The organism is Clostridium lundense DSM 17049 (genome assembly GCF_000619945.1).
GTDB classification, from domain to species: Bacteria; Bacillota; Clostridia; order Clostridiales; family Clostridiaceae; genus Clostridium_AO; species Clostridium_AO lundense.
The window spans coordinates 354,761-381,008 of the sequence record NZ_JHVC01000001.1 but is presented as its reverse complement, the minus strand read 5'-3'; the positions used below and the strand labels follow the sequence as shown (position 1 = coordinate 381,008).

At 28.6% G+C, this 26,248-nt stretch carries 21 protein-coding genes; 8 read left to right on the top strand and 13 right to left on the bottom strand.

What is annotated here, in order from left to right:
* Positions 1-32: 32 nt before the first annotated feature.
* Together T514_RS0101740 and T514_RS0101735 are read right to left on the bottom strand one after the other, a co-directional pair.
* Positions 33-2,810 (bottom strand): ATP-binding protein, encoded by a 2,778-nt coding sequence (locus T514_RS0101740; protein WP_084284226.1) that lies wholly within the window; start codon positions 2,808-2,810, stop codon positions 33-35.
* Positions 2,803-4,125 carry a metallophosphoesterase family protein gene (locus tag T514_RS0101735; protein WP_027623190.1) on the bottom strand — a complete coding sequence of 441 codons (1,323 nt, stop codon included), beginning with the start codon at positions 4,123-4,125 and terminating at the stop codon, positions 2,803-2,805. The genes T514_RS0101740 and T514_RS0101735 overlap by 8 nt, the downstream gene beginning before the upstream one ends.
* A 144-nt stretch (positions 4,126-4,269) precedes the next feature.
* On the opposite strand from T514_RS0101735, the gene T514_RS0101730 reads away from it, so the two are divergent.
* Positions 4,270-5,775, top strand: coding sequence for an MBL fold metallo-hydrolase RNA specificity domain-containing protein (locus tag T514_RS0101730; protein WP_027623189.1), 1,506 nt, complete (start codon positions 4,270-4,272; stop codon positions 5,773-5,775).
* Positions 5,776-5,962: 187 nt separating this feature from the next.
* Here the strand turns inward: T514_RS0101730 and T514_RS0101725 are convergent, their stop codons facing one another.
* Positions 5,963-6,424 (bottom strand): hypothetical protein, encoded by a 462-nt coding sequence (locus tag T514_RS0101725; protein ID WP_027623188.1) that lies wholly within the window; start codon positions 6,422-6,424, stop codon positions 5,963-5,965.
* A 551-nt stretch (positions 6,425-6,975) separates the two neighbouring features.
* On the opposite strand from T514_RS0101725, the gene gltX reads away from it, so the two are divergent.
* Complete coding sequence (gene gltX / locus T514_RS0101720; RefSeq protein ID WP_027623187.1) at positions 6,976-8,436, top strand: glutamate--tRNA ligase; 1,461 nt, start codon at positions 6,976-6,978, stop codon at positions 8,434-8,436.
* Positions 8,437-8,486: 50 nt separating this feature from the next.
* Here the strand turns inward: gltX and T514_RS0101715 are convergent, their stop codons facing one another.
* The 8 genes from T514_RS0101715 to T514_RS0101680 all read right to left on the bottom strand — a co-directional run bounded on the left by T514_RS0101715 (position 8,487) and on the right by T514_RS0101680 (position 17,233).
* On the bottom strand, positions 8,487-9,896 hold the full coding sequence (locus T514_RS0101715) for an FAD-binding oxidoreductase (RefSeq protein WP_027623186.1): 1,410 nt from the start codon (positions 9,894-9,896) through the stop codon (positions 8,487-8,489).
* Positions 9,897-9,924: 28 nt separating this feature from the next.
* On the bottom strand, positions 9,925-11,121 hold the full coding sequence (locus T514_RS0101710; RefSeq protein WP_027623185.1) for an electron transfer flavoprotein subunit alpha/FixB family protein: 1,197 nt from the start codon (positions 11,119-11,121) through the stop codon (positions 9,925-9,927).
* 51 nt (positions 11,122-11,172) lie between these two features.
* On the bottom strand, positions 11,173-11,961 hold the full coding sequence (locus T514_RS0101705; protein ID WP_027623184.1) for an electron transfer flavoprotein subunit beta/FixA family protein: 789 nt from the start codon (positions 11,959-11,961) through the stop codon (positions 11,173-11,175).
* A gap of 56 nt (positions 11,962-12,017) precedes the next feature.
* The gene (gene larA, locus T514_RS0101700) at positions 12,018-13,292 is read right to left on the bottom strand and encodes a nickel-dependent lactate racemase (RefSeq protein ID WP_027623183.1); all 1,275 of its coding nucleotides are present in this window, start codon (positions 13,290-13,292) and stop codon (positions 12,018-12,020) included.
* Between the two features lie 25 nt (positions 13,293-13,317).
* Positions 13,318-14,838, bottom strand: coding sequence for an L-lactate permease (locus T514_RS0101695; RefSeq protein WP_027623182.1), 1,521 nt, complete (start codon positions 14,836-14,838; stop codon positions 13,318-13,320).
* A 253-nt stretch (positions 14,839-15,091) separates the two neighbouring features.
* A complete protein-coding gene (locus T514_RS0101690) occupies positions 15,092-15,784 on the bottom strand; it encodes a FadR/GntR family transcriptional regulator (RefSeq protein ID WP_027623181.1) in 693 nt (230 codons plus the stop codon).
* 27 nt (positions 15,785-15,811) lie between these two features.
* Entirely contained in the window at positions 15,812-16,444 is a 633-nt protein-coding gene (locus T514_RS0101685; protein WP_027623180.1) for a ribonuclease H-like domain-containing protein, read from the bottom strand.
* 60 nt (positions 16,445-16,504) lie between these two features.
* On the bottom strand, positions 16,505-17,233 hold the full coding sequence (locus T514_RS0101680) for an HAD-IB family hydrolase (protein WP_027623179.1): 729 nt from the start codon (positions 17,231-17,233) through the stop codon (positions 16,505-16,507).
* 188 nt (positions 17,234-17,421) lie between these two features.
* Between T514_RS0101680 and T514_RS26015 the strand changes: the two genes are divergently transcribed.
* The 6 genes from T514_RS26015 to T514_RS26010 all read left to right on the top strand — a co-directional run bounded on the left by T514_RS26015 (position 17,422) and on the right by T514_RS26010 (position 23,001).
* On the top strand, positions 17,422-17,595 hold the full coding sequence (locus T514_RS26015) for an aspartyl-phosphate phosphatase Spo0E family protein (protein ID WP_027623178.1): 174 nt from the start codon (positions 17,422-17,424) through the stop codon (positions 17,593-17,595).
* A gap of 146 nt (positions 17,596-17,741) precedes the next feature.
* Positions 17,742-18,128 (top strand): BlaI/MecI/CopY family transcriptional regulator, encoded by a 387-nt coding sequence (locus tag T514_RS0101670; protein ID WP_027623177.1) that lies wholly within the window; start codon positions 17,742-17,744, stop codon positions 18,126-18,128.
* A gap of 11 nt (positions 18,129-18,139) precedes the next feature.
* Complete coding sequence (locus T514_RS25510; RefSeq protein WP_084284222.1) at positions 18,140-20,527, top strand: M56 family metallopeptidase; 2,388 nt, start codon at positions 18,140-18,142, stop codon at positions 20,525-20,527.
* A gap of 301 nt (positions 20,528-20,828) precedes the next feature.
* Entirely contained in the window at positions 20,829-21,095 is a 267-nt protein-coding gene (locus tag T514_RS23675) for a FeoA family protein (protein ID WP_051541702.1), read from the top strand.
* Positions 21,070-22,836, top strand: a complete 1,767-nt coding sequence (gene feoB / locus T514_RS0101655; RefSeq protein WP_027623176.1) for a ferrous iron transport protein B — start codon at positions 21,070-21,072, stop codon at positions 22,834-22,836. The genes T514_RS23675 and feoB overlap by 26 nt, the downstream gene beginning before the upstream one ends.
* 12 nt (positions 22,837-22,848) lie before the next feature.
* A complete protein-coding gene (locus tag T514_RS26010; RefSeq protein WP_084284219.1) occupies positions 22,849-23,001 on the top strand; it encodes a FeoB-associated Cys-rich membrane protein in 153 nt (50 codons plus the stop codon).
* Positions 23,002-23,105: 104 nt separating this feature from the next.
* Here T514_RS26010 and pflA read toward each other — a convergent pair whose 3' ends face one another.
* Positions 23,106-23,840: a pyruvate formate-lyase-activating protein gene (gene pflA / locus T514_RS0101645; RefSeq protein WP_027623175.1), complete on the bottom strand. Its 735-nt coding sequence runs from the start codon at positions 23,838-23,840 to the stop codon at positions 23,106-23,108.
* The gene (gene pflB, locus T514_RS0101640; RefSeq protein WP_027623174.1) at positions 23,827-26,049 is read right to left on the bottom strand and encodes a formate C-acetyltransferase; all 2,223 of its coding nucleotides are present in this window, start codon (positions 26,047-26,049) and stop codon (positions 23,827-23,829) included. Before pflB ends, pflA begins: the two co-directional genes overlap by 14 nt.
* Between the last annotated feature and the right edge of the window lie 199 nt (positions 26,050-26,248).

Here is a 26,248-nt window from a genome sequence, read left to right as displayed (position 1 = left end):
CCTCTACTTATAGCTTGTGTCAATATTATCCTTTATCCTAAATAACTCATTAGCTCTTTTCTATTTGTATATGAAAATTCACCTTTATTAAGTTTTATGTATTGAATTTTACTACTTTCTTCATCCATCATTTCTATTAATTTGCTATGACAAGTTAAAATAAAAATTTGATTTCTTTTTGATAATTCCTTTATTATTTTAATTGTAGCTTCCAAACTTTTAGAATCAAAGTTTACTAAGGAATCATCTATTATAATAGGCATTGGCTCTATTTCCATTATCCTGCTAAGTCTTACAGCCAAAAAAAGCTGTTCTTTTGTTCCCCTACTTAAAATGTTACAATCTTGTTGTATCTTTCTGTCATTTAAAAGAGTTTTAAAAGTGAAATTAGCTAAATCTTCTCCTGGAAGTATTTTTTCATACTCTCCTAAAGTCATTTTATTAAAAATATTGCTACCATCCTTTAGAACACTATCCTTGGCCTTATTTAAAAAATTGTCATATACCTTTTCTAAAATAAAAGCAGATGCATTTAATACTGCATACTTTTCTGCTAAAGGTTTTAATTCCATCTTTGCACTATAAATTTTCTTTTGAGCCTTTTCTACATTACTAGATTCCTCTAAATTTCTAATATTATATATGCACTGTTGCTTTTTTTCTTTTAATTCTTCTATATATTTATTTAATCTTTCTTTTTCTCTAGTTACTTCTTTATAACTATTTTCTATGTCTTCTAATGGAGAATACTTGATCCTTTCATTTTCAAAGATCCACTCCATATTATTCTTAAAATCTTCTTCAGTAAAACTATTTTTTAAAATTCCTGAACTTAAAGCATATTTTAAATGAAGTAAAATTTTTTCCTTGTCTTCTGTTAATTCTTCTAAATGTTTAAGCTTTTTTATATTATCTATAGAATTATATAAAATATTTTCTATATCTTTATCTTCGTAATTATTTATAGAAAAATATTTTGCTATCTTTTCCTCTAATTCATCCTTCTCTCTTTTTAGAACCTGAATTTCTTTAATAAAATCCCCATAGCCAAAAAACTTTTCTATTTCTCTCAATGTAGCATCTATATGTAAATCTCTCATTTTCTCATGTTCCATATAGCATTGTTCTATTAATACATTTATATCTTCTATTATATTTTTCAACTCATTTTCTAATTCTCTTTCTTTTTCCTCTCTTATATACAACTCTCCAATTTGTAATTTTACATCTTGAATAAATTTTAAGTATTCCTTTATACCTTCTGGTGATACATTTTCTTTTAATTCAAGAACTTGTCTACAATAGCTAAAACTCTTTTCTACAGCCTCTATTTTTCCATCTACTATTTCTAATTCTTTTTCTTCTTCTTTTATTAAGTCCTTCATAGAATAATCTATATCATCTTTTTCCACTTTTCTACTAGAATATTTTGAAAGATAAAATGACATTAATCCAATAGCTGTTATGGATATAAGTAAAAATCCACCTATAAATTTATTCTTCAAACTAAATAAAATTACAAATCCCATAATATAAGAAATACTTAATGCTAAATAGTATAAATATTTAACTGTTGCATTACCCTCATGCCCATCTTTGTTACTTATCTTAATTAACTTTTCTTCTCTAATAGCCTCTACTAACCTGTTATTTATATCTTTTTTTTCTTCTTTTAGTTCCTTATACTTTTCTATAAGATTTACTATATAATTAACTGTAAAAGTATCACTTTGAACTTTCATTACAGAGTTTAAATCTTCTTCAAGTTCCCTATTGGCATTATTTATCTTGAGCTTAATATTTTCTCTACCACTTTTATTTTTCTCTTTTAAAGATATATAATTTTTATATTTTTCATTAATTCCAGAACTTTCCTTAAAATAATATTGTATCTTAGGTAAATTTTTTAGTATTTCTTCTTTATTTATTTTATCGCCTTCTATTATGCTATTAAAAAAGGATACCTTTTTACTATGTTCTATTTTCGTTTTTTCAAAATCTTCTTTTAAATTTTCTAATCTATCTAAAGAATAACCCTTATAATTCACTATAATTTTCTTATTATGGTCTTTATTTAATTCCTCATCTATTTCTTTATACTTTAAATAGTTATAATAATTATCCTTTAATATTCCTAGTATAGTTAACTTCTCATTTACTTTATTATAGTTACATTGCTGAACACTTATATTTTCTTCTATACTTTTAAGGGTTTCTTTCTCTTCTAAAAATAATTTATTTTCTTTTAAAGCTTGATCCCTTTCCCCTATAGCATCCTTAGCTTCTAGATAATATGGTTTAAATAATTTAGTGCTAGGATTGCCATATTTACCTCCTATTTTTTCTCCATCCTTTTTAAATTCTTTAATTATATCAGGAAGTTTTATTACTTCGCTAAGTCCTGCTCCTAAAAGTACTGAATGTAGTTCTTTATTCTCTTTAGAAAAATTATTTAATCTATTCAAATCTATAGTAAAAAGCTCTTTATAAGTATATCTATCCAAGTTGTATAAATTATTATCTTCCTTAGGATTAATTACAGGTTCCTTATATCCTTTAAGCTTTATATTATATAATTTTCCCCCTTTTTCCATATCCCCTTCTATAAAATATTCACTAGTAGCCGGCGGAAGGTTATCTCCTTTCGTAAAGCCATATCCTAAATTGCTTAATACTTTAAGAAAAGTTGACTTACCAGCTCTATTTAATCCTCCTATAAAAACTATGCCATTTTCTAAATTCTTTATACTCTCATTATGAAAAATTCCAAAATCCCCAATGTAAAGCCTTTTTATAAACACTTTAATCACTACTTTCTAAAAGTTTTTCTTTAATTAATACAAAAGCCTTTTCTATAATTTCATTATATTTATCTTCATTTAATGAAATTTCTAAATCGTCACATTCTTCTTCTGTTTTGTTTGTCCAAATCCTCCCAAAGGTTTTTATAATATGTTTTCTATATTCATCATTAGCAAAACAAAGTTCCTTTACACTCTTTATTTCTTTATATAAGCTGTTTTTTTCTAATTCTTCATTATCTATTATTCTTTTAGTTTGAATATCTATGTCTTCTGTCCATATAGGAACTTCTAAAAAACATAACTTATTATTTAAACTTTCCTTTAAATAACTTATCACATCTTCCTCTTTCAATTTCAATAAATTATGTATATCTCCATTTCCTGTCAAAATCCATTTTACTATATAACCTTTTTTAGTAAATTCCTTATGATTTTCTCTCACAGGTAAATTTAAAACATCATTACTATTAATAACCTCTTCGCTTTTTTTTATTATTAGTTCCTCTAAATCATCTATAGTCTCAGGAATATTTTCTTTATCCTGACTAATATTTATATTGACTTTTTTTAAAATAACTGGAGAACAGTGAATAAACTTAATGCTTGTATAGCTATTTTCATCTACCTGAACATAGAAAAATCCACCGCTGTTATCTTCTCCAAAATCGTAACCTTGTGGTATACCTGGATACCCTATAAATGGACTTTCTTCATTAAGTACGCTTGCTTTATGAATATGACCTAATGCCCAATAATTTATATTTTTTATTTCCTTTAATTCTACTATAGAACAAGGAACATAATTGCTTTTCACATTATCCATTTGAGTATGTAAAAGAGCAATGTTATATGTTCCATCTTCTTTTATTAGACTTTTATAATTTATATATATTCTTTTCTCTTCAGCCTTTTTTATATAGGATTGTCCTATTATTCTACATATCAAATTTCCATCATTGTAAACCTCTTTAGCTTCTGCAATGTCCCCTTTAAAATAAAAAAGATTAGAGGGTTTATTGAATATTTCTATTTTTTCCTCTAGAGGATCATGATTACCGCATATTATAAAAATTTTTATAGGGGCTATTCTATTGCATTGTTCATAAAAAAATTTATCTACATTAATAGATCTACCTTTATTATGAAATAAATCTCCTGCAATTAGTATAAAGTCCACTTTATTTTTTATTGCAAAATCACAGATATTTTCAAATGCTTTATAGGAAGCATTATTAAATTCTTTAGGAAGTTTTCCTCCCACATGAAGCATATCTCCTAAATGTATATCTGCTGCATGAATGAAACTAAATTTTTTAGCCATACAATATCTCCCTTTCTAAAGGTATAATTTTCTACAATAAATTATATCATATTAATTATTAGTTAATTAAATATTTTAACTATTAGTTTATTTCAGAATTATGGTATAATCTATATCATATACTACAACTTAGGAGGGATACATATGAAAATAGAATTTTATGGTGCTGCAGGTTGTGTTACTGGATCTAGTCATTTACTAAAAATTAAAGACAAAAAAATACTATTAGATTGTGGTTTATATCAAGGAAAAGATGAAAAAGAAAGAGGCAATGATACATTTAATTTTAATCCTAAAGATATAGATTATGTTATATTATCCCATGCACATATAGATCATAGTGGAAGAATTCCATTGTTGTATAAGCAAGGTTTCAAAGGAAACATTATTTGTACAGAAGGAACCAAAGAACTTTGTAGTATTATGCTAGAAGATAGTGGCCATATTCAAGAAATGGAAATAGAATGGCTTAATAGAAAAAGAATGAGAATGGGGCAGCCTCTAATAGAACCCTTATATACTGCTAAAATTGCTCAGCTGTCTTCATACCTTTTTCAAGGATATCCTTATAATCAATGGATAGAAATTTTTGATGGTTTTAAGGTAAGGTTCAGAGATGCTGGTCACCTTTTAGGCTCATCTATTGTAGAAATGATTATAACAGAAGATGAGAAAGAAACTAAACTCGTTTTTTCTGGTGACTTAGGCAATAAAGGAATTCCTATATTAAATGACCCAACCTTTATAGATGATGCTGATTATCTAATAATGGAAACTACTTATGGAAATAAACTTCATGAAAATATTAGTAATAACTTGAAAGAATTAGTTAATATAATAAAATCTACTTTTAAAAAAGGTGGTAATGTAGTTATACCTTCTTTTGCAGTAGGTCGAACTCAAGAAGTATTGTATGCTTTAAATAAATATATAGAAAGCGATATATTAAAAAATATAAAAGTATTTGTAGATAGCCCTCTGGCCTCTGAAACTACTACAATTTATAATAAATTTACTAAATACTATGATAAAGAGGCTACAACCCTTGTAGAATCAGGAGATAATCCTTTAGAATTTGATGGTTTAACATTTACTAAATCCCCTGAAGAATCCTTAAAAATAAATAAAATAAAAAGCGGTGCTATAATAATATCTGCTAGTGGCATGTGTGAAGCAGGAAGAATCAAACACCACTTAAAACATAATCTATGGAGAAAAGAAAGTTCCATAGTATTTGTAGGATATCAAGCTGAAGGCACCTTAGGGCGTGCTATATTAAACGGTGTAAAAAAGGTAAAAATTTTTGGAGAAGAGATTGCAGTAAATGCTACTATATATAACCTTCAAGGTCTTTCTGGCCATGCTGACAGAGAAGGATTAATAACTTGGTTAGATAGCTTTAAAAATAAACCTAAGGCAGTTTTATTAGTCCATGGTGAAGAAGAATCTCAAAATAGTTTTAAAGAGCTTTTAGATAACAAAGGCTATAATTCATTTATAATGAAATCAGGAGATACTTTTATACCTGGTTCAGAAGTAAAAGAAAGAAGTGAAGTAAAAGAAAAGATAATGGCTTTGTTAGATTCACTTAAAGATATTGATAAAATGGATAAAGACTTATTATTAGCTAAAATAAAAGAAAGCATTTAAAAAGATTGCTCTGCAACTTTTTTAGAGCACAGAGCATAGATGAAAAATAATATAATTTTTAGTGAAGAATAAATGGGGAAAAATTTTCATTTACTCTTCATTATTCACTCTTCACTATAAAAAATTATTTGGAAATCTATGCTCTATAATCTGAAAAAATGTGATGTAATTTTTTCTATATTGTAAGTTAGCTGGTTTGTTTTTTTATTTTTAAAATTAAATTTAGCAATATTATAGAAAGTATTTCTGTTGAAATAAGAGTCATAAATAATCTATAATGTTCAGCTTTATATTTTATAAAAAGAAAACTGAAAGAATAAATAACAAAACCAATAATTAAACTTATTACTACATTCTTTTTCTCAATTTCATTTATATATTTCTTATCAGATATTATATAAATGAATTCTAATAAAAAGATTGCTGAAAACAGTTGTTTTAAAATCTCAGTTATCCCCATTATAAATGATTCGTTAGGTATAGGAAGTCTATCATCTAAGTACCAAAACCAATATTCTTTGGTTATACTCTTAAAAAATGTATTTGGTATAATTATAATGTCGCTATAACAAATTAACATTATAATAAAGAAGGCACTGAATAATATTGCTGAAATCAAAGAAATCATTAACACTCTATCTTTCTTCATTTTTTCCTCCAATATGAATCAATCTTTATAAATATCATAACATATTTAACATAATATTACACAGGGAATAAACCTTCTCTGTCTCATAATTCAATATTCCTATCAACTTTACACTTGGATTCTTACCACAGGTAGGTATTTTTTAGTGCTCCTTGAAATAAAAGTAGCAACAATAATTTAGAGTCCATATTTATCCTTTACTCTTCATTATTCATTAAATTAAAATATTACTGTATAATATTTTAATTTAATGAATAAATCTATAAAAACTGGTAATTATACTATATAAAATATTTATTTTACTTCAATCCTAATTATTAAAAAAAATATTTCATAAACTTGACATCGTAAACACAGTATTATATCATAGAATTAACTTAGTCATGCCACCTTTCGTCCCTAGTCTGTGGATGAGAGGTTTTTATTTTATACACTTATAAACATCTTTAAGGTATATGAAATAAAATAATAGTTTAGATTATCTATTAAATTACTCTACTATTTTTTAATATACCTAAAGGTAAAAAAATATAATATAGGAGTTGAAAATTATGGATGGAAACAAGGTAAGAACGAGATTTGCTCCAAGTCCAACAGGTTATATGCATGTAGGTAACTTGAGAACTGCATTATATGCTTATCTAATAGCAAAACATGATAATGGAGATTTTTTATTAAGAATTGAGGATACAGATCAAGAAAGACAAGTAGAAGGTGCTCTTGATGTTATTTACAATACTTTAAAAATTACAGGTCTTCACCATGATGAAGGCCCAGATGTAGGTGGCCCAGTTGGTCCTTATGTTCAAAGTGAAAGAATGCATATATATATGGACTATGCTAAAAAACTTATAGAAAAAGGCGAAGCTTATTACTGTTTCTGTGATAAAGAAAGATTAGATATGCTAAGAGAAAATGCCAATGCCTTAAATAGACCTTTTAAATATGATAAGCATTGTCTTAACTTATCAAAAGAAGAAATAGAAGAAAAATTAGCTTCTGGAATACCTTTTGTTATAAGACAAAATAATCCTACTACAGGTACAACAACTTTTGATGATGAGATATTCGGAAAAATAACTGTAGATAATTCAGAATTAGATGATATGATACTTATAAAATCTGATGGATTCCCAACATATAATTTTGCTAATGTTGTAGATGATCATCTTATGGGTATTACTCATGTGGTTAGAGGAAGTGAATATTTATCCTCATCTCCAAAATACAATAGATTATATGAAGCTTTCGGTTGGGAGATTCCAAAATATATACATTGTCCTCCAATAATGAAAGATTCTCAACATAAATTAAGTAAGAGAAATGGTGATGCTTCCTTTGAAGATTTACTAGAAAAGGGTTATTTAAAAGATGCTATAATGAACTACATAGCATTACTTGGTTGGAACCCTGGAACAACTGAAGAAATATTCTCACTTAATGATCTTATTGAAAAGTTTGATTACAAAAACATAAATAAAGCTCCTGCTATATTTGATGTTACTAAGCTAAAATGGATGAACGGTGAATATATTAGAATGCTTCCATTAGAAAAGTTCCATGAATTAGCATTGCCATACTATAAGCAAGTTATATCAAAGAATCTAGACTTTGCAAAATTAGATGAGCTTATGCATACAAGAACAGAAATATTATGTGAAATACCTGATCAAATAGATTTCCTTCAGGAACTACCTGACTATTCTGCTGAAATGTATATTCACAAGAAAATGAAAACAAATTACCAAAACTCATTAGAAAGCTTAGAAAAAGCGCTTCCTATATTGGAAGGTTTACAAGAATGGACTTTAACTTCAATACAGGATTCCATGATGAATTTAGTTAAAGAAATGGGAGTAAAAAATGGTGTAGTTTTATGGCCACTTAGAACTGCTGTTTCTGGAAAACAATTTACACCTGGTGGAGCTTTTGAAATAGCTGAAATACTAGGTAAAGAAGAAACTTTAGGTAGAATAAAAGTAGGTATAGAAAAATTAAAATCACTTCAATAAAATAAATAGATGGTTTCATAAATAATTTATGAAACCATCTATTTTTGACTCTATTGACATACCTTCCCTGGATTTAAAATATTCTTAGGATCAAATGCTAACTTTATTCTCTTCATAAGTTCTTTTTGCTCTTCCCCTATTAAATCAAATAAATATTCCCTCTTAGCAAAACCAATTCCATGTTCTCCTGAAACAGTACCATTTAACTCCTTAGCTTTATTATACATACAATCAAATACAACCTTTAGTTTGCTATTCCAATCTTGTTCGGATAAATTATCCTTTAATACATAAATGTGCAAGTTTCCATCTCCAGCGTGACCAAAGTTCTTTATGCGTACATTAAATTCTTCCTGAAGTTTGTAAGTATATTTAATAAACTCTGCAATCTTATTTCTTGGTACACATACATCACATTCATCCATTTCTGTAGTTGAAGCTTTAATAGCTTCAAGAAAAGCTCCTCTTGCTGACCAAATAGATTCCTTTCTTTCATCTGTATCTGCAATAAGTACATCTATAGCTCCATTTTGCAAACAAATTTGCGCTACATTATCATAATTCTTTTCAATTTCTTCTTTACTATTGCCATCAAATGTAAGTAAAAGATAAGCATCTGCTGAATTGTCAGGGAACTTCTTTCCTAAAAATTCCTCTGATGCAAGTATAACATCCCTTTCCATAAATTCTATAGAAGTAGGTATAGACTTTGCTTTTATAATTTTAGGTACTGTTTCAATAGCTTTGTCCAAATCCTCAAAAGGTATTAAAAGGCTTATAACCTTCTTTGGTAATGGTAATAACTTCAAAATGGCCTTGGTTACAATACCTAAAGTTCCCTCTGATCCACAAATAAAATCTTTTAAACTATAGCCTGAGCTGTTTTTTACTACCTTTCCTCCTAATTTCATAATTGTACCATCAGGCATAACTACTTCAAGTCCTCTAACATAATCTCTAGTTACTCCATATTTAACTGCTCTCATTCCACCTGCATTTGTATTTATATTTCCTCCAATGGTAGCTGATTTTTCACCTGGATCCGGTGGATAGAATAAGTCATTTTCTTCAACAAATTTTCCTATTTCCATTAAAAGAACTCCTGGTTCTACTGTTAAAGTTAAATTTTCCTCATCTAATTCTAATATTTTATTCATACTAGACAAATTAATCATTATACCACCATATATTGGAACAGATGCTCCAACAAGTCCTGTACCAGATCCTCTTGGGACTACAGGTATATTATTTTCATAGGCATATTTCATTATTTTTGAAACTTCCTCTGTAGATAATACTTCTATAAGAATATCTGGCATTTTTTTAACTCCACCTAGCTCGTCATGGCTAAAGTCCTCATTAATTTCATTACCTATGCATATTCTTTCCTTACCAACTAAAGCTTTCAAAAACTCTATATCTTTTTCATCTATCTTTTTATAGTTATTACATAATTCCATAATAAATCAAATCCCCCTTCATTTTAGCTTATACTAATGTATTGTTATTTTTAATATTTTCTATAAGCTGTGGTAGCACCTCATATATATCTCCTACTATTCCATAATGGGCTACATTAAATATTGAAGCATTAGGATCTTTATTTATAGCAAATATATGATCTGAATTATTCATTCCAGCTACAAATTGAACGGAACCTGATACTCCACAAGTAATAATAAGTTTTGGCTTTACTGTTCTTCCACTTAATCCTATCTGTTTCTTAGGATCTACCCATCCTATTTCTATTAAAGGTCTTGTACCAGCTACTTGAGCTCCTAATAATTCAGCCAATTCATTTATAAGCTTCATATCTTTTTCTGATTTTACTCCTCTTCCAGCTACTACAATTACTTCTGCCTCGGATATATTTTCCTCCTTCTCTTTTTTTGTTACCTTCAGCACCTTAATATTAGATCTTAATTTATTCTCCTCTATATTACATAAAACAATTTTGCCACTACACTCAGTATTTCTTTCTGGTGCGTTCATTATTTTATATCTTACCGTACAAAATTGAGGTCTATTATTAGGATTTATAATCTGGGCCATAATATTACCACCAAAAGCTGGTCTTATTTGAACTAAATCTGTATTTTCTTTCATATCTAGAATAGTACAGTCTGCTGTAAGTCCTGTCCTAAATCTTGCCGCTGTTCTTGGTGCCAAAGATCTTCCCACTGTAGTTGCTCCTACTAACACTGAAGAAGGCTTTGCTTTATTTATAAAATCTTCAAAAGCTGCTGTATATGGCTCTATTCTAAAATCTTCTAACTGTTTATTGTCATATACAAAAACCTTATCTACTCCATAATGTAATAACTCTTCAGCCTTATTCTTTATGTTATATCCAATAAATACCGCATATACTGAATGATTTATCTTTGATGCTAGTTCTCTTCCTTTCCCAATAAGTTCATAGGTTACAGGATGGATTTTCCCTTCTACGTGATCTACATATACTGCTATACCATTCCATTCATCCTTATTTATGGACTTCTTATCTTCTATAAATTCCATAACTCCTTTAGGGCCTTTTTTTACACATAGCTTACACATTTTACAACCAGCATTAATGTTTAACTTTCCTTCCCATTCCTCAAGAGCATTAAAAGGACAGATATCCATAAGTTCTTTTATTACTTCACTATTTAATTTATCTTCATTTATTATTAATTTTCCCATATTACTTCCCCCTAAATATTATTTTAAATACTATAATCCTCATATCTAATTTTAAACAAATTTCATTTCCTTTAAAGCATTAAACATTCTATTTCCTAGTTCTTCACCAGTACCTTCCCAGATTTCCTTATGATCATTTACTGCTGGAGGGAATATTCTTTCTACCTGTGTTGGTGAACCATTAAGTCCATATCTTAACTCATCCTTATCTTGAAAATCATTTAAACTAAATACTTTTATTTCTTTATCTTCTGTAGCTTTTTGCCTTTTATAGGATGGAAGTCTTGGTTGGAAAATATCCTTTTCCACAGTTATTAAGCAAGGAAATTGTATTTCTGCTACTTCAATTGCATCAGGCATATCCATTTCCACCACAACTGAAGTTTCTTTAACTTCTAATATTTTTAATACATTTGCAATATGTGGTATATCTAAATACTCTGCCATTTCTGGGCCTACCTGAGCAGTATCTCCATCTGTAGTTTGCTTTCCACAAATTATTAACTGAAAATCTCCCATTTTTCTAATTCCTTGAGATAAAGTATAAGAAGTAGCAAGTACATCTGCTCCTGCAAATCTTCTATCTGAAAGGAGAGCTCCCTCGTCTGCACCCATAGCATAAGCTTCTTTTATTATTTCCTTAGCTTGAGGAGGTCCCATGGTTATTACTTTTACTTCTCCTCCAAATTTTTCTTTAAGTTTTAAAGAAGTTTCTAAAGCAAATAAGTCATAAGGATTCATCTTGGAATCTACTCCATCTCTTTTTAATACACCTGTAACCTCATCTACTTCAACTTTTGAAGTTCCTGGAACCTGTTTTATACAAACTAATATATTCATTCTATTACCTCCATTTTATAATTTAAACTTCTATAGAATAATTAATATTTTTTATACTATTTAACTATTACAGATACACCATCTGGTATTACTACTACTTTGGCATCATCTCCTTTAATTTTAAAAGCCTTATTTAATGCTTCTTCAAAAGTATAGGCATGATCCATATGCATATTCTTTATAATTTCAGGATCACACATATCTGTAACCATAATTACTTTATGTTTTGAAAGTATTCTGCATAGTATTTGGAATTCCCATTGATCTGGTACTGTTTTATTTCTAGGTACTTTGCCTATCTTATCTAACAGTTCTTTGGGGGATTTTGCCTCTACTACATTACGATAAAAAGATTCACCTCCATGCCCATCATTACATGCAGCCACCATTATTATTATTCCATCTTCCTTACAGGTTGCCTCTGCTGCTGTCATCCCCTTTACTGATTGATATATATTTTGATCTAATGGATATCCTCCATTAGTTGATATTGCAATATCACATTCTATCTTTTTTACTTCACATAAACTTGAAACAAATTCGCAGCCTTTTTTATGAGCATTTTCGCTATGCCCTGCTACTGCACAAATTATTTTTTTCTTCTCGTCTAATACCACATTTAGTATAAAAGCAAGCTTGGCTGCTTCTGCTGCATATAACATATCTCTATGGATTGGGTTGTCTTTAAGTTTACCAGTTCTAGCATTAGAGCTTCCTATAAATTCAGCACAGTGATTTGCCATTATTGTTTCTGCTGCTGCAATACCCGGTAAAATACTCTTTCTTCCTCCTGAAAAGCCTGCGAAAAAATGAGATTCAATAAAGCCTTCTGCAATTAAAAGTTCTGTTTCCATAGCTAATTTATTTAAATATAGTTCACCACCAGAAGGAAGAGTCCCTGCTTTTACCATACTGTCTTTGTCAAGAGATCTATGCATTACTATATTCTCATTTTTCACAATTTCTTCTCCAAACTTGTCTATAAGTTCTTCTCTTGTTGATGGTCTATGAAAGCCAGTGGCAATAAGAATTTTTATATCAATGCTTGGATTAACTTTTCTAATTCTTCTTAAAAGTATTGGCATAGTTATTCTGCTTGGTACTGGTCTAGTATGATCACTAGTTATAATAACCATATTATTTTTACCCTGTACTAATTCCTCTAATTTGTGACTATCTATTGGGTTGTCCAAAGCTTCTTCTACTATTTTTTCTTCACATTTGTTCACTTTATATTCCTTCGCCTGTGATTCTAAAACACCTGCTAAATTTTTATCTGGTATTTCTATTTCTATATTTTTTCTCCAATATGGTACCTTAATCCTTTTCATATTCTACCACCTCACCCAAATATTTTTAAATTGTAAAGAATGGAGCTCCAAAATATGCTACTAACCCTAAAAAGATTACATAAATTAGACAAAACTTTAATGTTTCATTTAAGATCTTTCCTTCTGCCCCCATAAGTCCTGTAGCTGCTGTTGCTACAGCTATACTTTGAGGAGATATCATTTTTCCAGCAGTAGCCCCTCCTGTATTTGCTGCTGCTAACCAATAAGGACTCATATTTAAACTCCTTGCTACCTCTACTTGAAGACCTCCAAATAAAACATTGGATGAAGTATCACTTCCAGTAACAAAGGTACCTAATGCACCTATAATTGGTGAAAAGAACGGATAATACTTACCTGTAACCTTAACTAGCACTAAAGCTATAGATTTTATCATGCCACTGTAGCCCATAACTTTTGCCAAAGCTACTATAGATAATATAGTGATAAATGAAGTTCCCATCTGTTTAAAGGTTTTCATTAACACTTCAAATATTTCTCCAAATTTAGCTCCTTGTATTATCCCTCCAATAAAAGTTGCTATTATGATTAAAGTACCAGGAGTGGACAGCCATAAAAATGTGTATGGTTTTCCCTCGGGTCCTCTATATATGTTTACTGAAGTTTTTACTGAAGAAAGTAAATCGTTTACTTTTGGAAACAATGGGCTAGAAATTAGTATAAAGAAAAATACTAGTATAAAAGGCATCCAAGCTATTACTCCCTTTTTAAAAGGTATCTTTTCCTCCTTTAAAGCTGTATCCTTATAGAAAACTTTTGTGATTAAGATAGTAGTAAACATACAACATATACTACCTAAAATTGCTGGAAGTTCTGCTCCTAAATATTTTGCGGCCAAGACTTCTGGTATTGCAAAAGAAAGACCTGACATTATAGCTAAACCTAATACTCCTTTTATTGCCTTTACACTTTTACCTGTAAGCATTACAAGAATTATTGGAACTATAACTATAAGAATTGAAAGTTGTATTACAACTGCATAACTTAAGGTAGCTACATCTATGCCAGTTACTTTTGCAAGAGTAGTAACTGGTATTCCTATAGCTCCAAAAGCTGTAGGTGTGGTATTTGCTATTAAACATATAATGGCTGCAAATATTGGATCAAATCCAAGAGCTGCCATTATACTTGCTGGAATTGCTACAGCGGTACCAAAACCTGCAATAGCTTCAAGAAATCCTCCAAATCCCCATGCAAGTATTAACACTAGAATTCTTTTATCTGTAGTTATGTTTATCATCATTTTTTTTATTATTTCCATACTTTTTGTATGTACGGATAAGTTATAAGTAAATACTGCAGCAATAATTACTAACATTATTGGCCATAAACCTAAAGCTGCACCTTCTAATGCTGCTGTAAACGCATTTGCTACTGGCATTTTCCAGAAAAGCATAGCTAGTATTAAAGTAATTATTAATGTTGTTAGACAAGCTTTATGCCCAGGAATTTTTAGTATTCCAAGTGATACGATAAGCCAAACAATGGGTGTCAATGCAATAATAAATTGAACATACTCATTCATTTTTTTGCCCCCTTATTGCTGGTACTATGGTATTATGGTATGACCAGTTATTATATTCATACTATCATAATATTATAAATATTTCCACTATAGTTAAATTATTAACACTCTAATTACTAAAGACTATTTGTTCAACTTCCTATAACTACTTGATGCTCAAAATAGGCCCTACTAAATTCATACAAAAAAACATGATAAATTTTATATTTTTATAAAAACATAGGTTATATTGTTACAATTGTAACAATATAACCTATGTTATCATATAGTCATTTGTAAAATTCAAGTGTTCCATCATAGCTTGCATAGCCTGATCAGGATTTCTATTTAATAAAGCCTCATAAATGCTCTCATGTTGCTTATAAAGTATTTCCTTATTTTCTTCTTTTGCTAAAATATTTTTTCTTGCATCTTTAATAAAGGACTCCATTAATGAAGATATGGCATTAAAAACGCTTAGTATGAGGAAATTTTTGGAAGCCTGGGCTATTTTATAATGAAATTCTCTATCCACTCTTACCATTTCTTCCCCTTCCACTAATTCACTAAATTTTACAATAAGTAATTCTAATTCTTTTAATTCCTCTTCAGTTATTCTTTCTGCTGCCAAAGCTGCCGTTTCTTTTTCTATCATTTTTCTTAATTCTAATATTTCCTTAGAATTACTATCTTGAAGCAAGAACATAATAGACAGCGGTTCTATTAAGCTATTCTCAAAGCTACTTTTTATAAAATTTCCTTCTCCCTGTCTGCATTCTATAAGACCTATTATTTCTAAAGACCTTAATGCTTCTCTTATAGATGTTCTGCTTACTTGCAAACTTTCTACCATATCTCTTTCTGAAGGCAGTTTATCACCTTTCTTTAAAACACCCTTGTTTATCATGTCTTTTATTTGATATATAACTTGTTCATATACTTTTGTATTTTTTACTGGATTAAACATGGCCTTCTCCCCTCTTTAAACTCTTCCTTATTCGCATTTGGAAATTATTTCCTCCCAATTTAAACACATATAAAACAAACTTACTACATCCTGCTCGTTATAAAGTAATATTTTTTCTTTTTTTTCATCTGGCATTCTATTTATATAATCTTCATCCTTTATTATTTTTCCAAAGGTTTTTGCCAAATTCTGCCCACTTATGAGCTCACTTTCTCTTTCTATATCAAACTCCTTTTCTAATACTTTAAGCCCTATATTGACACCCTTAGCCTTTTCATATTCTCTTTGAAGATCTACATGTATAAAATGTTCTTTTATATCAAAATTTATTCCGTACTTATGAAATAAATAATTAATTACTGTAAAATCATTATTTCCTGAAAATGTAACTATATGTTTTTTACCTTTGTTTTTATAAATATCTTTAAAATAGTTTCTTGCCAATTTTAATATTTCTAATGAATCTTTCCTGTTTTCTATCATATATTGGGTGCTTTTTATTAAATCATCTTTTTCATCATAATAGCAACAACCAAAAACACCTATACACACTGGCCTTTTATAAACATAATGTTCTAGATCAAAAAATATTGCATCTTTATAGATAATTGTTTCATTACTTTTTAAAGAGAAATCCTCTATAAAATTGCCAGGCTTTATGCTTCTTTCTCTAAAAATCAATACTACCACTCTTTTCTACCTTTAAGTTTAAATATACTCTTATATCAAATCAATATATTCAGGTTTTAAATTATAAATCATATCTTTTCTTTCTACTATAATTCTTATTTTCTCTCTAACTTCAGGTGAATTCATAACTTTGCTTAATAATTCCCTAGTTGGATTAATACATAATGGATGCTTTATCATTTCAAACATAGAAAAATCTCCTGCTGTATCTCCATAAGCATAACTATTATCTAAATCAATATTATATTTTTCCTTCAACTCTTCTATAGCCGCTTTTTTACTTTTACTATCCCACATAGGAATTACTTCACCAGTATATTTTTCATTATTATTCATTACATAAATGGTTCCTCTATAATCATTAAAACCATGTTTTAAGCTCATTTCCTTTACTAATTCTATAGGACTACCTGATATAGTTATTATTATATGCCCTTGTTCCTTATGCCATTTAATTCTATCCCTTGTAAATGTATAAACTCTATCTCCTTTTTGTGATACTACATTTTTAGCTATAAATTCTACTTGATATTTATGCAGCCCTTTAATTGCTTCTGTATATATATTGGCCATTTTTAAAAGATAGTTATCATAATCCCCTTCTCTTCTATCCCACTTTACATATTCAGGTTTCACATCATTATACCATCTTTCTGGTTGAATTATTTCGTATTTAATTAGCTTTTTAAATACTTCTGTTATAAGCCCTTCTCTATATAATGTTCCGTCTATATCAAAGAATGCTGCTATATTTTTCATATTATCCCTCCTAAATCTATCAATAAGAAAATAGTAGAACTTATAATAAATTCTACTATATATAATACCATTATATATTTAATCTTTGTATTATTCTACTATATTATTTTTTTATTCTTTTTTATGCCCCAAAATTAAACCATAATATCCCAATTATTGATATTATCAATCAAGAAAGGAGGGATATTATGGATGAATTTAAAAAGCTAAAAAAGATAATTGACGAGTTAAGAAAAGACTTATACGACCTAATTGAACAAAAATCAGACCTATTAGATCCAGAAGTAGTTTTTGCTAGTCAACTGCTTGATTCAGCTCTGGATGAGTACTACAAAATCCTAGAAAAGAAAAAGGACAAGTAGTATAAACTAGAAAAGAGGAGAAAAAGATAGAGATGCCTTTTTCTCCTCCCCATGGAAAAATTATTAAAAACATGTTGACAATTACATATTACAATTGTAATATATAACTAATGATTACAATTGTAATATTGAATGGAGGTATTAATATGTCACATGTCCCTAAAATATCTGATTCTGAATGGCAGGTAATGAATTTTATTTGGATTAATAAAACTAGTACAGCAAATCAGGTTGTAGACGCTTTATCTAAGATTACCAATTGGAAACCACAAACGATAAGAACATTAATAAACAGATTGGTTAATAAAGGACTAATAGGTTATGAAATAGACAAAAAAGATAAGAAAACCTATCATTATTTTGCCTTAATTTCAGAAGAAGACTGTAAAAAAGAGGAAAGCAGGTCATTTCTAAAGCGTGTATTTAATGGTTCTATAAATGCCATGTTTGCTAACTTTATAAGTGACAACCAATTGTCAACAGAAGAAATAGATGAATTAAAAAGTATTCTTCAACAAAAGAAGAAAGGATAGATGGTGATATTATGATATATCTTTTATCTATCTTCAAATGGATACTTTACTCAACAATTATTAGTAGTATATTAGCATGTACTATACTGATTATTAAATTTATATTCAAGGAAAAGTTAGGGGTACGCTTAAATTATTGTGTTTGGTTTCTATTGTTAATAAGACTTATAATTCCATATGCACCACAGAGTTCAATAAGCATTTTTAATATTTTTCATATAGCTGAAAGCAAGCTATTAAAAAATAAAACATCAGAAACCCAATTAAGGAAAATAGATTTATCTAATGATAAGCTGATAAATAATAAAGTTGATAGTAAAAATATTAAACAGCCTAATGACTATGTCTATGATATTCCAAAAAATGAAGTAGTAGAAACAAATAATTTAGATAAATATAACAAAGAAATATTAAAAAATCATAATACAAATTATATGCATTATAAAGTTCCAGATATGAAATTTTATAATAACCAAGTGTATTTTGATTTAACAGCCCTTTTATGGATAATTGGAGTAGTAATACTTGGAGTATACATAATATCAGTAAATATTAAATTTAGATTGAAGCTTTCAAATGAGTTAAAATGCAAGGATAAGGAGATTTTAAAGCTCTTAGACGAATGTAAATTAAAAGTAGGATTAAATTGTAATATAGAAATTTTAAATACAGATTTAGTTAAATCACCAGCAGTTTTTGGAATTAAAAACCCAAAACTACTATTGCCTACAAATATTAAACAACAAATTGATTATAAAGAATTACGTTACGTCATTCTTCATGAAATTTCTCATGTTAAGCGTAAAGATATACCAATTAACTGTGTAGTAAGTATATTACAAACACTTCATTGGTTTAATCCTATTTTGTGGTACTCATTTTATATAATGCGTGGAGATAAAGAGTTAGCCTGCGATGCCTTTGCTTTGTCTCATATAAATTCTAGTGAATATATAAATTATGGGTATACAATTCTAAAATTAATAGAAAATCACAAAAAAACTAAATATTTTTATGGATACAATTGTATTGTAAATAATAAATCTGAAGTAAAAAGGAGAATTAGTATGATTTCTTTATTTAACAAAAACTCATATAAATGGCCTATAATATCTATAATTGTTTTAATTATATTGTCACTTGTAACATTAACTAATCCTAAAAATAGTCCAGTGTTAGCTACTAAAGGAACAGATAAAAAAATAGCTACAAAAGAATATGGTAGTATACTTGATAGGAATGGTGAAAATTTAACAGATAAAAATATAATTAATGGAGTTAAACTTCAATATGATAAATATTTATCTCAATCTAAAAGTACAGCAGTTAATGATGTAGTTTTAACTTTAGACAATAATATTCAAAATTTCTGTGAGAAAGCAGCAGAAAAAGCTGTAAAAGATAATAAAGCTAAAGCAGTTAATATCTTAGTTATGAATCCCAATAATGGAGAAATTTTATCTATGGTGGATAAACGTACCCCTTCATTAAACAATGACAGCAAAACAGAAAAGTTTGAAAATAGCATTATAAATTATAGTTATGCACCTGGCTCTATATTTAAAGTCATTATAGCTACAGCTGCATTAAATGAAAAAGTAATAGATCCAAATAGTTATGAAGTTGTGTGTAATGGTCAATTAGAAATTGGACATAGAATAGTAACTTGTTGGAAACGAGATGGACATGGAAAACAAAATTTTCATGATGTATTATCAAATTCCTGCAATATAGGCTTTGCTGACTTAGGTAAAACTTTAGGTACAAAAAATTTAAATAAATATATTGAAACCTTTGGTTTTGGCAAAAAAACTGGTATTGATCTTCCAAGTGAACAACCAGGATTTATAAAAAACACAAAAGACTTAACTAATTTAGATTTAGCTATTATATCTTTGGGTCAAATGAATACTTCCACGCCAATACAATATCTAACTGCCTTTAACTCTATTGCAAATGGTGGCACATGGATTAGACCTCATGTTATGAAAGAAATTGTTAAAGAGGAAGATGGTAAAAAAGATATCTATAAAAAATTTGATGATTATGGAAAAAAACAAATACTTAATAAGGCTACAACTGATATGATAAAACGCAACCTTGAAGAAGTTATCTCTAAAAATGGAGTTACAAAAACTCATATAAATGGATATAACATAGGAAGTAAAACAGGAACTTCTCAAAAATTAATAAATGGTAAATATGAAAACGGAAAATATATATCTAACTTTGTTGGAATGGCATCACTTAAAGATAGTAATGAAACACAATTTACAATTCTAATATCTATAGATGAACCTGATCCTAAAAATTATTATGCTACACAAATAACCACTCCAATAGCAAAAGAAATTATTAATGAAATCTCTAATTATTATGAAAGCAATCCAAAACATTAGATAAGTATACCCCTATTCGCTCCCCCTTCTAACATATAACATTAATAAAAAACAGCATATATATCCTTGAATATATATGCTGTTTTTTATTGCATAAAATCTACATATATAAAATATGTGATTTATATCCACCTCCTTACCCCTTTATATACCATTGCAATTGTTAAATCGTGGAGCAAAATATATTAAGCAGTTCTCTATAATTCGACATAAAATCATATCATTCAGTATTGACATAAGTAGATAAAAATGATATATTTTAATTGATAATGATAATAGTTTTCAAATAAGGAGTGATATTATGAGTATATACGATTTAAAACTAGGTGAAAAGGCTTATGTTAAGGATATATGTGGAGATGAAAAATTAGCAAAGAGACTTTTGGCTTTGGGATGCATAAAAGGCACAGAGGTTTCTGTAAAAAAAGTTGCTCCTTTTGGAGATCCTATTATAATAAATTTAAGAGGCTTTGATTTAGCCATAAGAAAAAATGATGCAAAGAATATTTTCATAGAAACTACAGAAAAATTGGAGGAAATATATGATAACTGCTGCACTATTGGGTAATCCAAATGTAGGTAAAACTTCTTTATTTAATGCTCTAACCGGATCTAATCAATATGTAGGAAACTGGGCTGGAGTTACAGTTGAAAAAAAAGAAGGTTTTATCCATGACCAGGTAAAAATAGTAGACCTTCCTGGTATATACGCAATGGATACCTATTCAAATGAAGAAAAAGTATCAAAAGATTTTTTAAAAAATGGTAATGTAGATGTAATCTTAAATATTGTGGATGCTTCAAATTTGGAAAGAAATCTATATTTAACCCTTCAACTTAAAGAATTTAATAAACCTATAATACTTTTATTAAATATGGTTGATATATTGGAAAACAAAGGAATAAAAATAAATTATGAATCTCTGAGTAAAGATTTAAATGTATTGGTGCTTCCAATTTCAGCCGCAAAAGGCCTAGGAATAGATAAATTAAATGAACTACTTTTAAGTGGTAATTTTTTAAGCTCAAGTGTTGATAATGAATATCATTTTCTCAATGAAGAAGAATCTTATAAATTCATAGAAAAAACGGTTAAAAACTCTGTAACTTATACAAATGATAAAAAAACTTCTACAACTGAAAAGATTGATAATGTAGTTCTTAATAGAATATTAGCTTACCCTATTTTCTTAGGAATACTATTTTTAATATTTCAATTTACATTTAGTTGGGTAGGACAACCTTTAGCTGATATTTTCGATACTACTTTAAATGATAAATTTATACCTTTTTTGGATACTTATTTATCATCTTCTACCAGCCCATGGTTTAAATCTTTATTAATTGATGGAATCATTGGTGGTGTAGGTTCTGTTATAGTTTTTTTACCTGTAATACTTGCATTATTTTTAGGTATTTCTTTCTTAGAAGACAGTGGATATATGGCAAGAGCCGCATTTATAATGGACAAGATTATGAGGAAAATGGGATTGTCCGGAAAAGCATTTATACCTCTTGTTGTAGGTTTTGGATGTTCAGTTCCTGGAATAATGAGTGCAAGAACCTTAGAAAGTGAAAAGGATAGAAAACTTACTGCTTTACTTGTACCACTTATGTCTTGTAATGCTAGACTTCCAGTATATGCCCTATTTGCTTCAGTATTTTTCCCTGGAAAAGAAACTTTAATAGTTTTTTCCTTATATTTGACTGGAATACTTTTGGCTTTTATTATAGGACTTTTATTTAAAAATACTATATTTAAAAAAGATGAAGAACCATTTATAATAGAACTTCCTGAATATAAAATGCCTGAGTTAAAAAACTTACTTTTGCATACCTGGGATAAAGGAAAAGGATTCTTAAAGAAAGCTGGTACTATTATATTCTCAATATCTGTTATAATTTGGATATTATCAAACTTTAATCTAACTGGAATGACAGATATAAATAATAGTTTTTTATCTTATATAGGGAGGGCTATTAATCCAATATTTAAACCTTTAGGATTTGCTTCTTGGCAAAATTCAGTATCTATATTAACAGGACTTATGGCTAAAGAAGTAATTGTAGGTTCTATGGGAGTTATTTATGGAGGAAATTTAGCAGAAGTTTTGCCAAATCATTTTACAGTTTTATCTTCCTATAGCTTTTTAGTATTTGTACTCTTATATACTCCTTGTGTATCTGTAATTGCTGCTATGAAAAAGGAATATGGACATAAAATGGCTATGTTTTCAGTATTTTATCAATTTACATTAGCTTGGATTATATCATTTTTAGTTTTCAATATAGGAAATTTAATTTTTTAGGATGGTGATTAAATGACACTACAAATAGTAATAACTTCAGTTATTGTTATATCTGCTGTATATATTTTATATAAAAATATAAAAAATAAAGCTACGGGGAAATGTGATTGTGGAAGTTGTTCCTCACATTGTTCAAGCTATAAAAAAGATTCATCTCAAAAATAAATTTATCTAATACTTAAATAGCCTTAAGAGCGTTTTAAAACACTTTTAAGGCTATTATAAAATTCACCCTTTTTATTTTTATGCAAAAAAGAAACATCCCAAATTTATATTGAGATGTTTCCTTTATTACATTCTATAATAAATTGTAATTTATCTAATTTTTCTTTGTCCATATCCTGTACATTCTTTAATCTATATTCCATATTTAGCTTTTCATATTTATGGACCCCTAAAGTATGATAAGGAAGAAGCTGAACCTTTTCTACCCTATCTATTCCTTTTATAAATTCTTGTAACTTTAGTATTTCCTCTTCATTATCAGTAATTCCAGGTACAACTACATGTCTTATCCACACAGTGCTTTTACTTTCATTTAACGCTTTCAAAAATTCATTAAACTCATCCATACTTTGCCCAGTTATATTTTTGTATTCTTGTAAATCCACATGTTTTACATCTAATATAACAAGATCTGTATATTTTAGTATGTCTTCATAATCTCCATTACCACATCCTGATGTATCAATGGCTGTATGGATGTCATTTTCCTTGCAAAGTTTTAGTGTTTCTAATAAAAATTCTCCTTGTAGTAAACACTCTCCTCCAGAAAAAGTAACTCCTCCATTAGATCTTTGAAAATAAGGCTTATATTTTAATATCTTATTTACTAATTCTTTAGGGGATATATAAAATCCCCCTTCTATATTCCAAGTATCAGGATTATGACAATAAACACATCTTAATTTACATCCCTGAAAAAACACTACTGTTCTTATCCCTGGTCCATCAACTAATCCCATAGTTTCAATAGAATGAATTCTTCCATTACATTCTTTCATGGAATGTTCTCCTTATTACCTCTTCCTGTTGATTTCTTGAAAGTCTATTAAAGTTAACTGCATAACCTGAAACTCTTATAGTTAGGGTTGGATACTTTTCTGGGTTTTCCATAGCATCTATTAGTGTTTCTCTGTTTAATACATTTACATTTAAATGATGAGCACCTTGTGAGAAATATCCATCCATTATACTTACTAAATTATCTATTCTTTCTTCTATTTCCATTCCCAATGCATTAGGTACTATAGAGAATGTATTAGATACTCCATCTTCACAATAGCAATAAGGAATTTTAGCTACTGAGTTTAACGAAGCAAGTGCTCCTAAAATATCTCTTCCATGCATAGGGTTAGCTCCCGGTGCTAATGGCTCTCCTAATTTTCTTCCATCAGGTGTGGAACCAGTTTTCTTTCCATACATTACATTTGAAGTTATAGTAAGCACTGATAGAGTATGCTTTGCATTTCTATAAGCTGGATTTTTCTTTAATTCTTCAGAGAATTTCTTAACTAACTCAACTCCAATTAAATCTACCCTATCATCATCATTTCCATACTTAGGGAAGTCCCCTTCTACTATAAAGTCAACTGCAATTCCATCTTTTCTTATAGGTTTTACTTTAGCATATTTTATAGCACTTAAAGAATCTATTGCTACTGAAAGTCCAGCAATACCAAAAGCCATAAGTCTTCCTACTTCTGTATCATGCAATGCCATTTGTGAAGCTTCATAGGCATATTTATCGTGCATATAATGGATAGTATTCATTGTATTTACATAAAGCTCTGCTAGGTATTCAAGTGCTTTATGATAGTTTTTCATTACTTTATCATAATCTAATACCTGATCCTCTATTTTTTCTATACCTGGTACTATAAGTATTCCCTTCTTCTCATCTATTCCACCATTTATAGCTAACAATAGTGCTTTGGCTATATTACATCTTGCTCCAAAGAACTGCATCTGTTTTCCCATTTTCATAGCTGATACACAACAAGCTATACCATAATCATCTCCATAAATAGGTTTCATTATATCATCATTTTCATACTGTATAGAATCTGTAAGTATAGACATCTTAGCACAAAACTTTTTAAAGTTTTCAGGAAGTGTTTCTGACCATAGTACAGTCATATTTGGTTCTGGTGCTGGATCTAAATTTATCAATGTGTGTAAAAATCTAAAAGATGTTTTTGTAACCAATGGTCTTCCATCTTGTCCCACTCCTCCAATAGATTCTGTTACCCAAGTTGGATCTCCTGCAAACAATTCATTATATTCAGGAGTTCTTAAATGTCTTACCATTCTTAATTTAATTATAAATTGATCTATTATCTCCTGTGCTTCCTCTTCTGTAATTACATTATTCATTAAATCTCTTTGAACATATATATCTATAAAAGTACTTGTCCTTCCTAATGACATAGCTGCGCCATTATTTTCTTTTACTCCTGCTAAATATCCAAAGTATATGAATTGTACCGCTTCTCTAGCATTTTCAGCTGGTTTTGATATGTCTATACCATAACTTTCAGCCATTTTTTTTATTTTTCCTAAAGCCTTTATTTGCTCACTAACTTCTTCTCTTAATCTGATGTTTTCTTCTAGCATAACACCTTTTATTTTACTTAAATCTTTTTTCTTTTCTTCAATTAAAAAATCTATTCCATAAAGAGCTATTCTTCTATAATCTCCTATTATTCTTCCTCTGCCATAAGCATCTGGAAGTCCAGTTAACACACCAGCAGTTCTAGCTCTTCTAGTTTCTTCAGTGTACGCATCAAAAACACCTTCATTATGAGTTTTTCTATATTTATTAAATATTTCATCCATCTTAGGGTTAAACTCATAACCATACTCATCTAAAGCTTGTTTTACCATTCTAATTCCACCAAAAGGATTAACTATCCTTTTTAGTGGAGCATCTGTTTGAAGCCCTACTATAACTTCACTACTCTTTTTTATATATCCAGGTTTGTAACTGTCAATACCTGATATTGTTTCAGTATCTACATCTAATATGCCCTTTTTTAGTTCCTCTAAAATAAGCTCTCTACTTACTTCCCATACATCCTTAGTTTTTGGGCTTATATCTTGTAAAAAATTATCATCTCCATAATAAGGAGTATAATTATTTTGAATAAAATCCCTTACATCTATAACCTCATTCCAATTTCCTTTTTTAAATCCATTCCACTGTTTAAACATATATTGCCTCCTTTATATAATCTCCATCAATTAACGTATATTATTTTAAATTTTTATCTCTACGTTCATATTATAACATATATTATAATATTTAAAACAAAAATTGTTCGTCATAAGAGGCTAAATTAAAAAATAAGAGTAAATTAGCTTTAATATTTAACTAATTTACTCTATTTTTCACTTTAACATGTTAAATTAT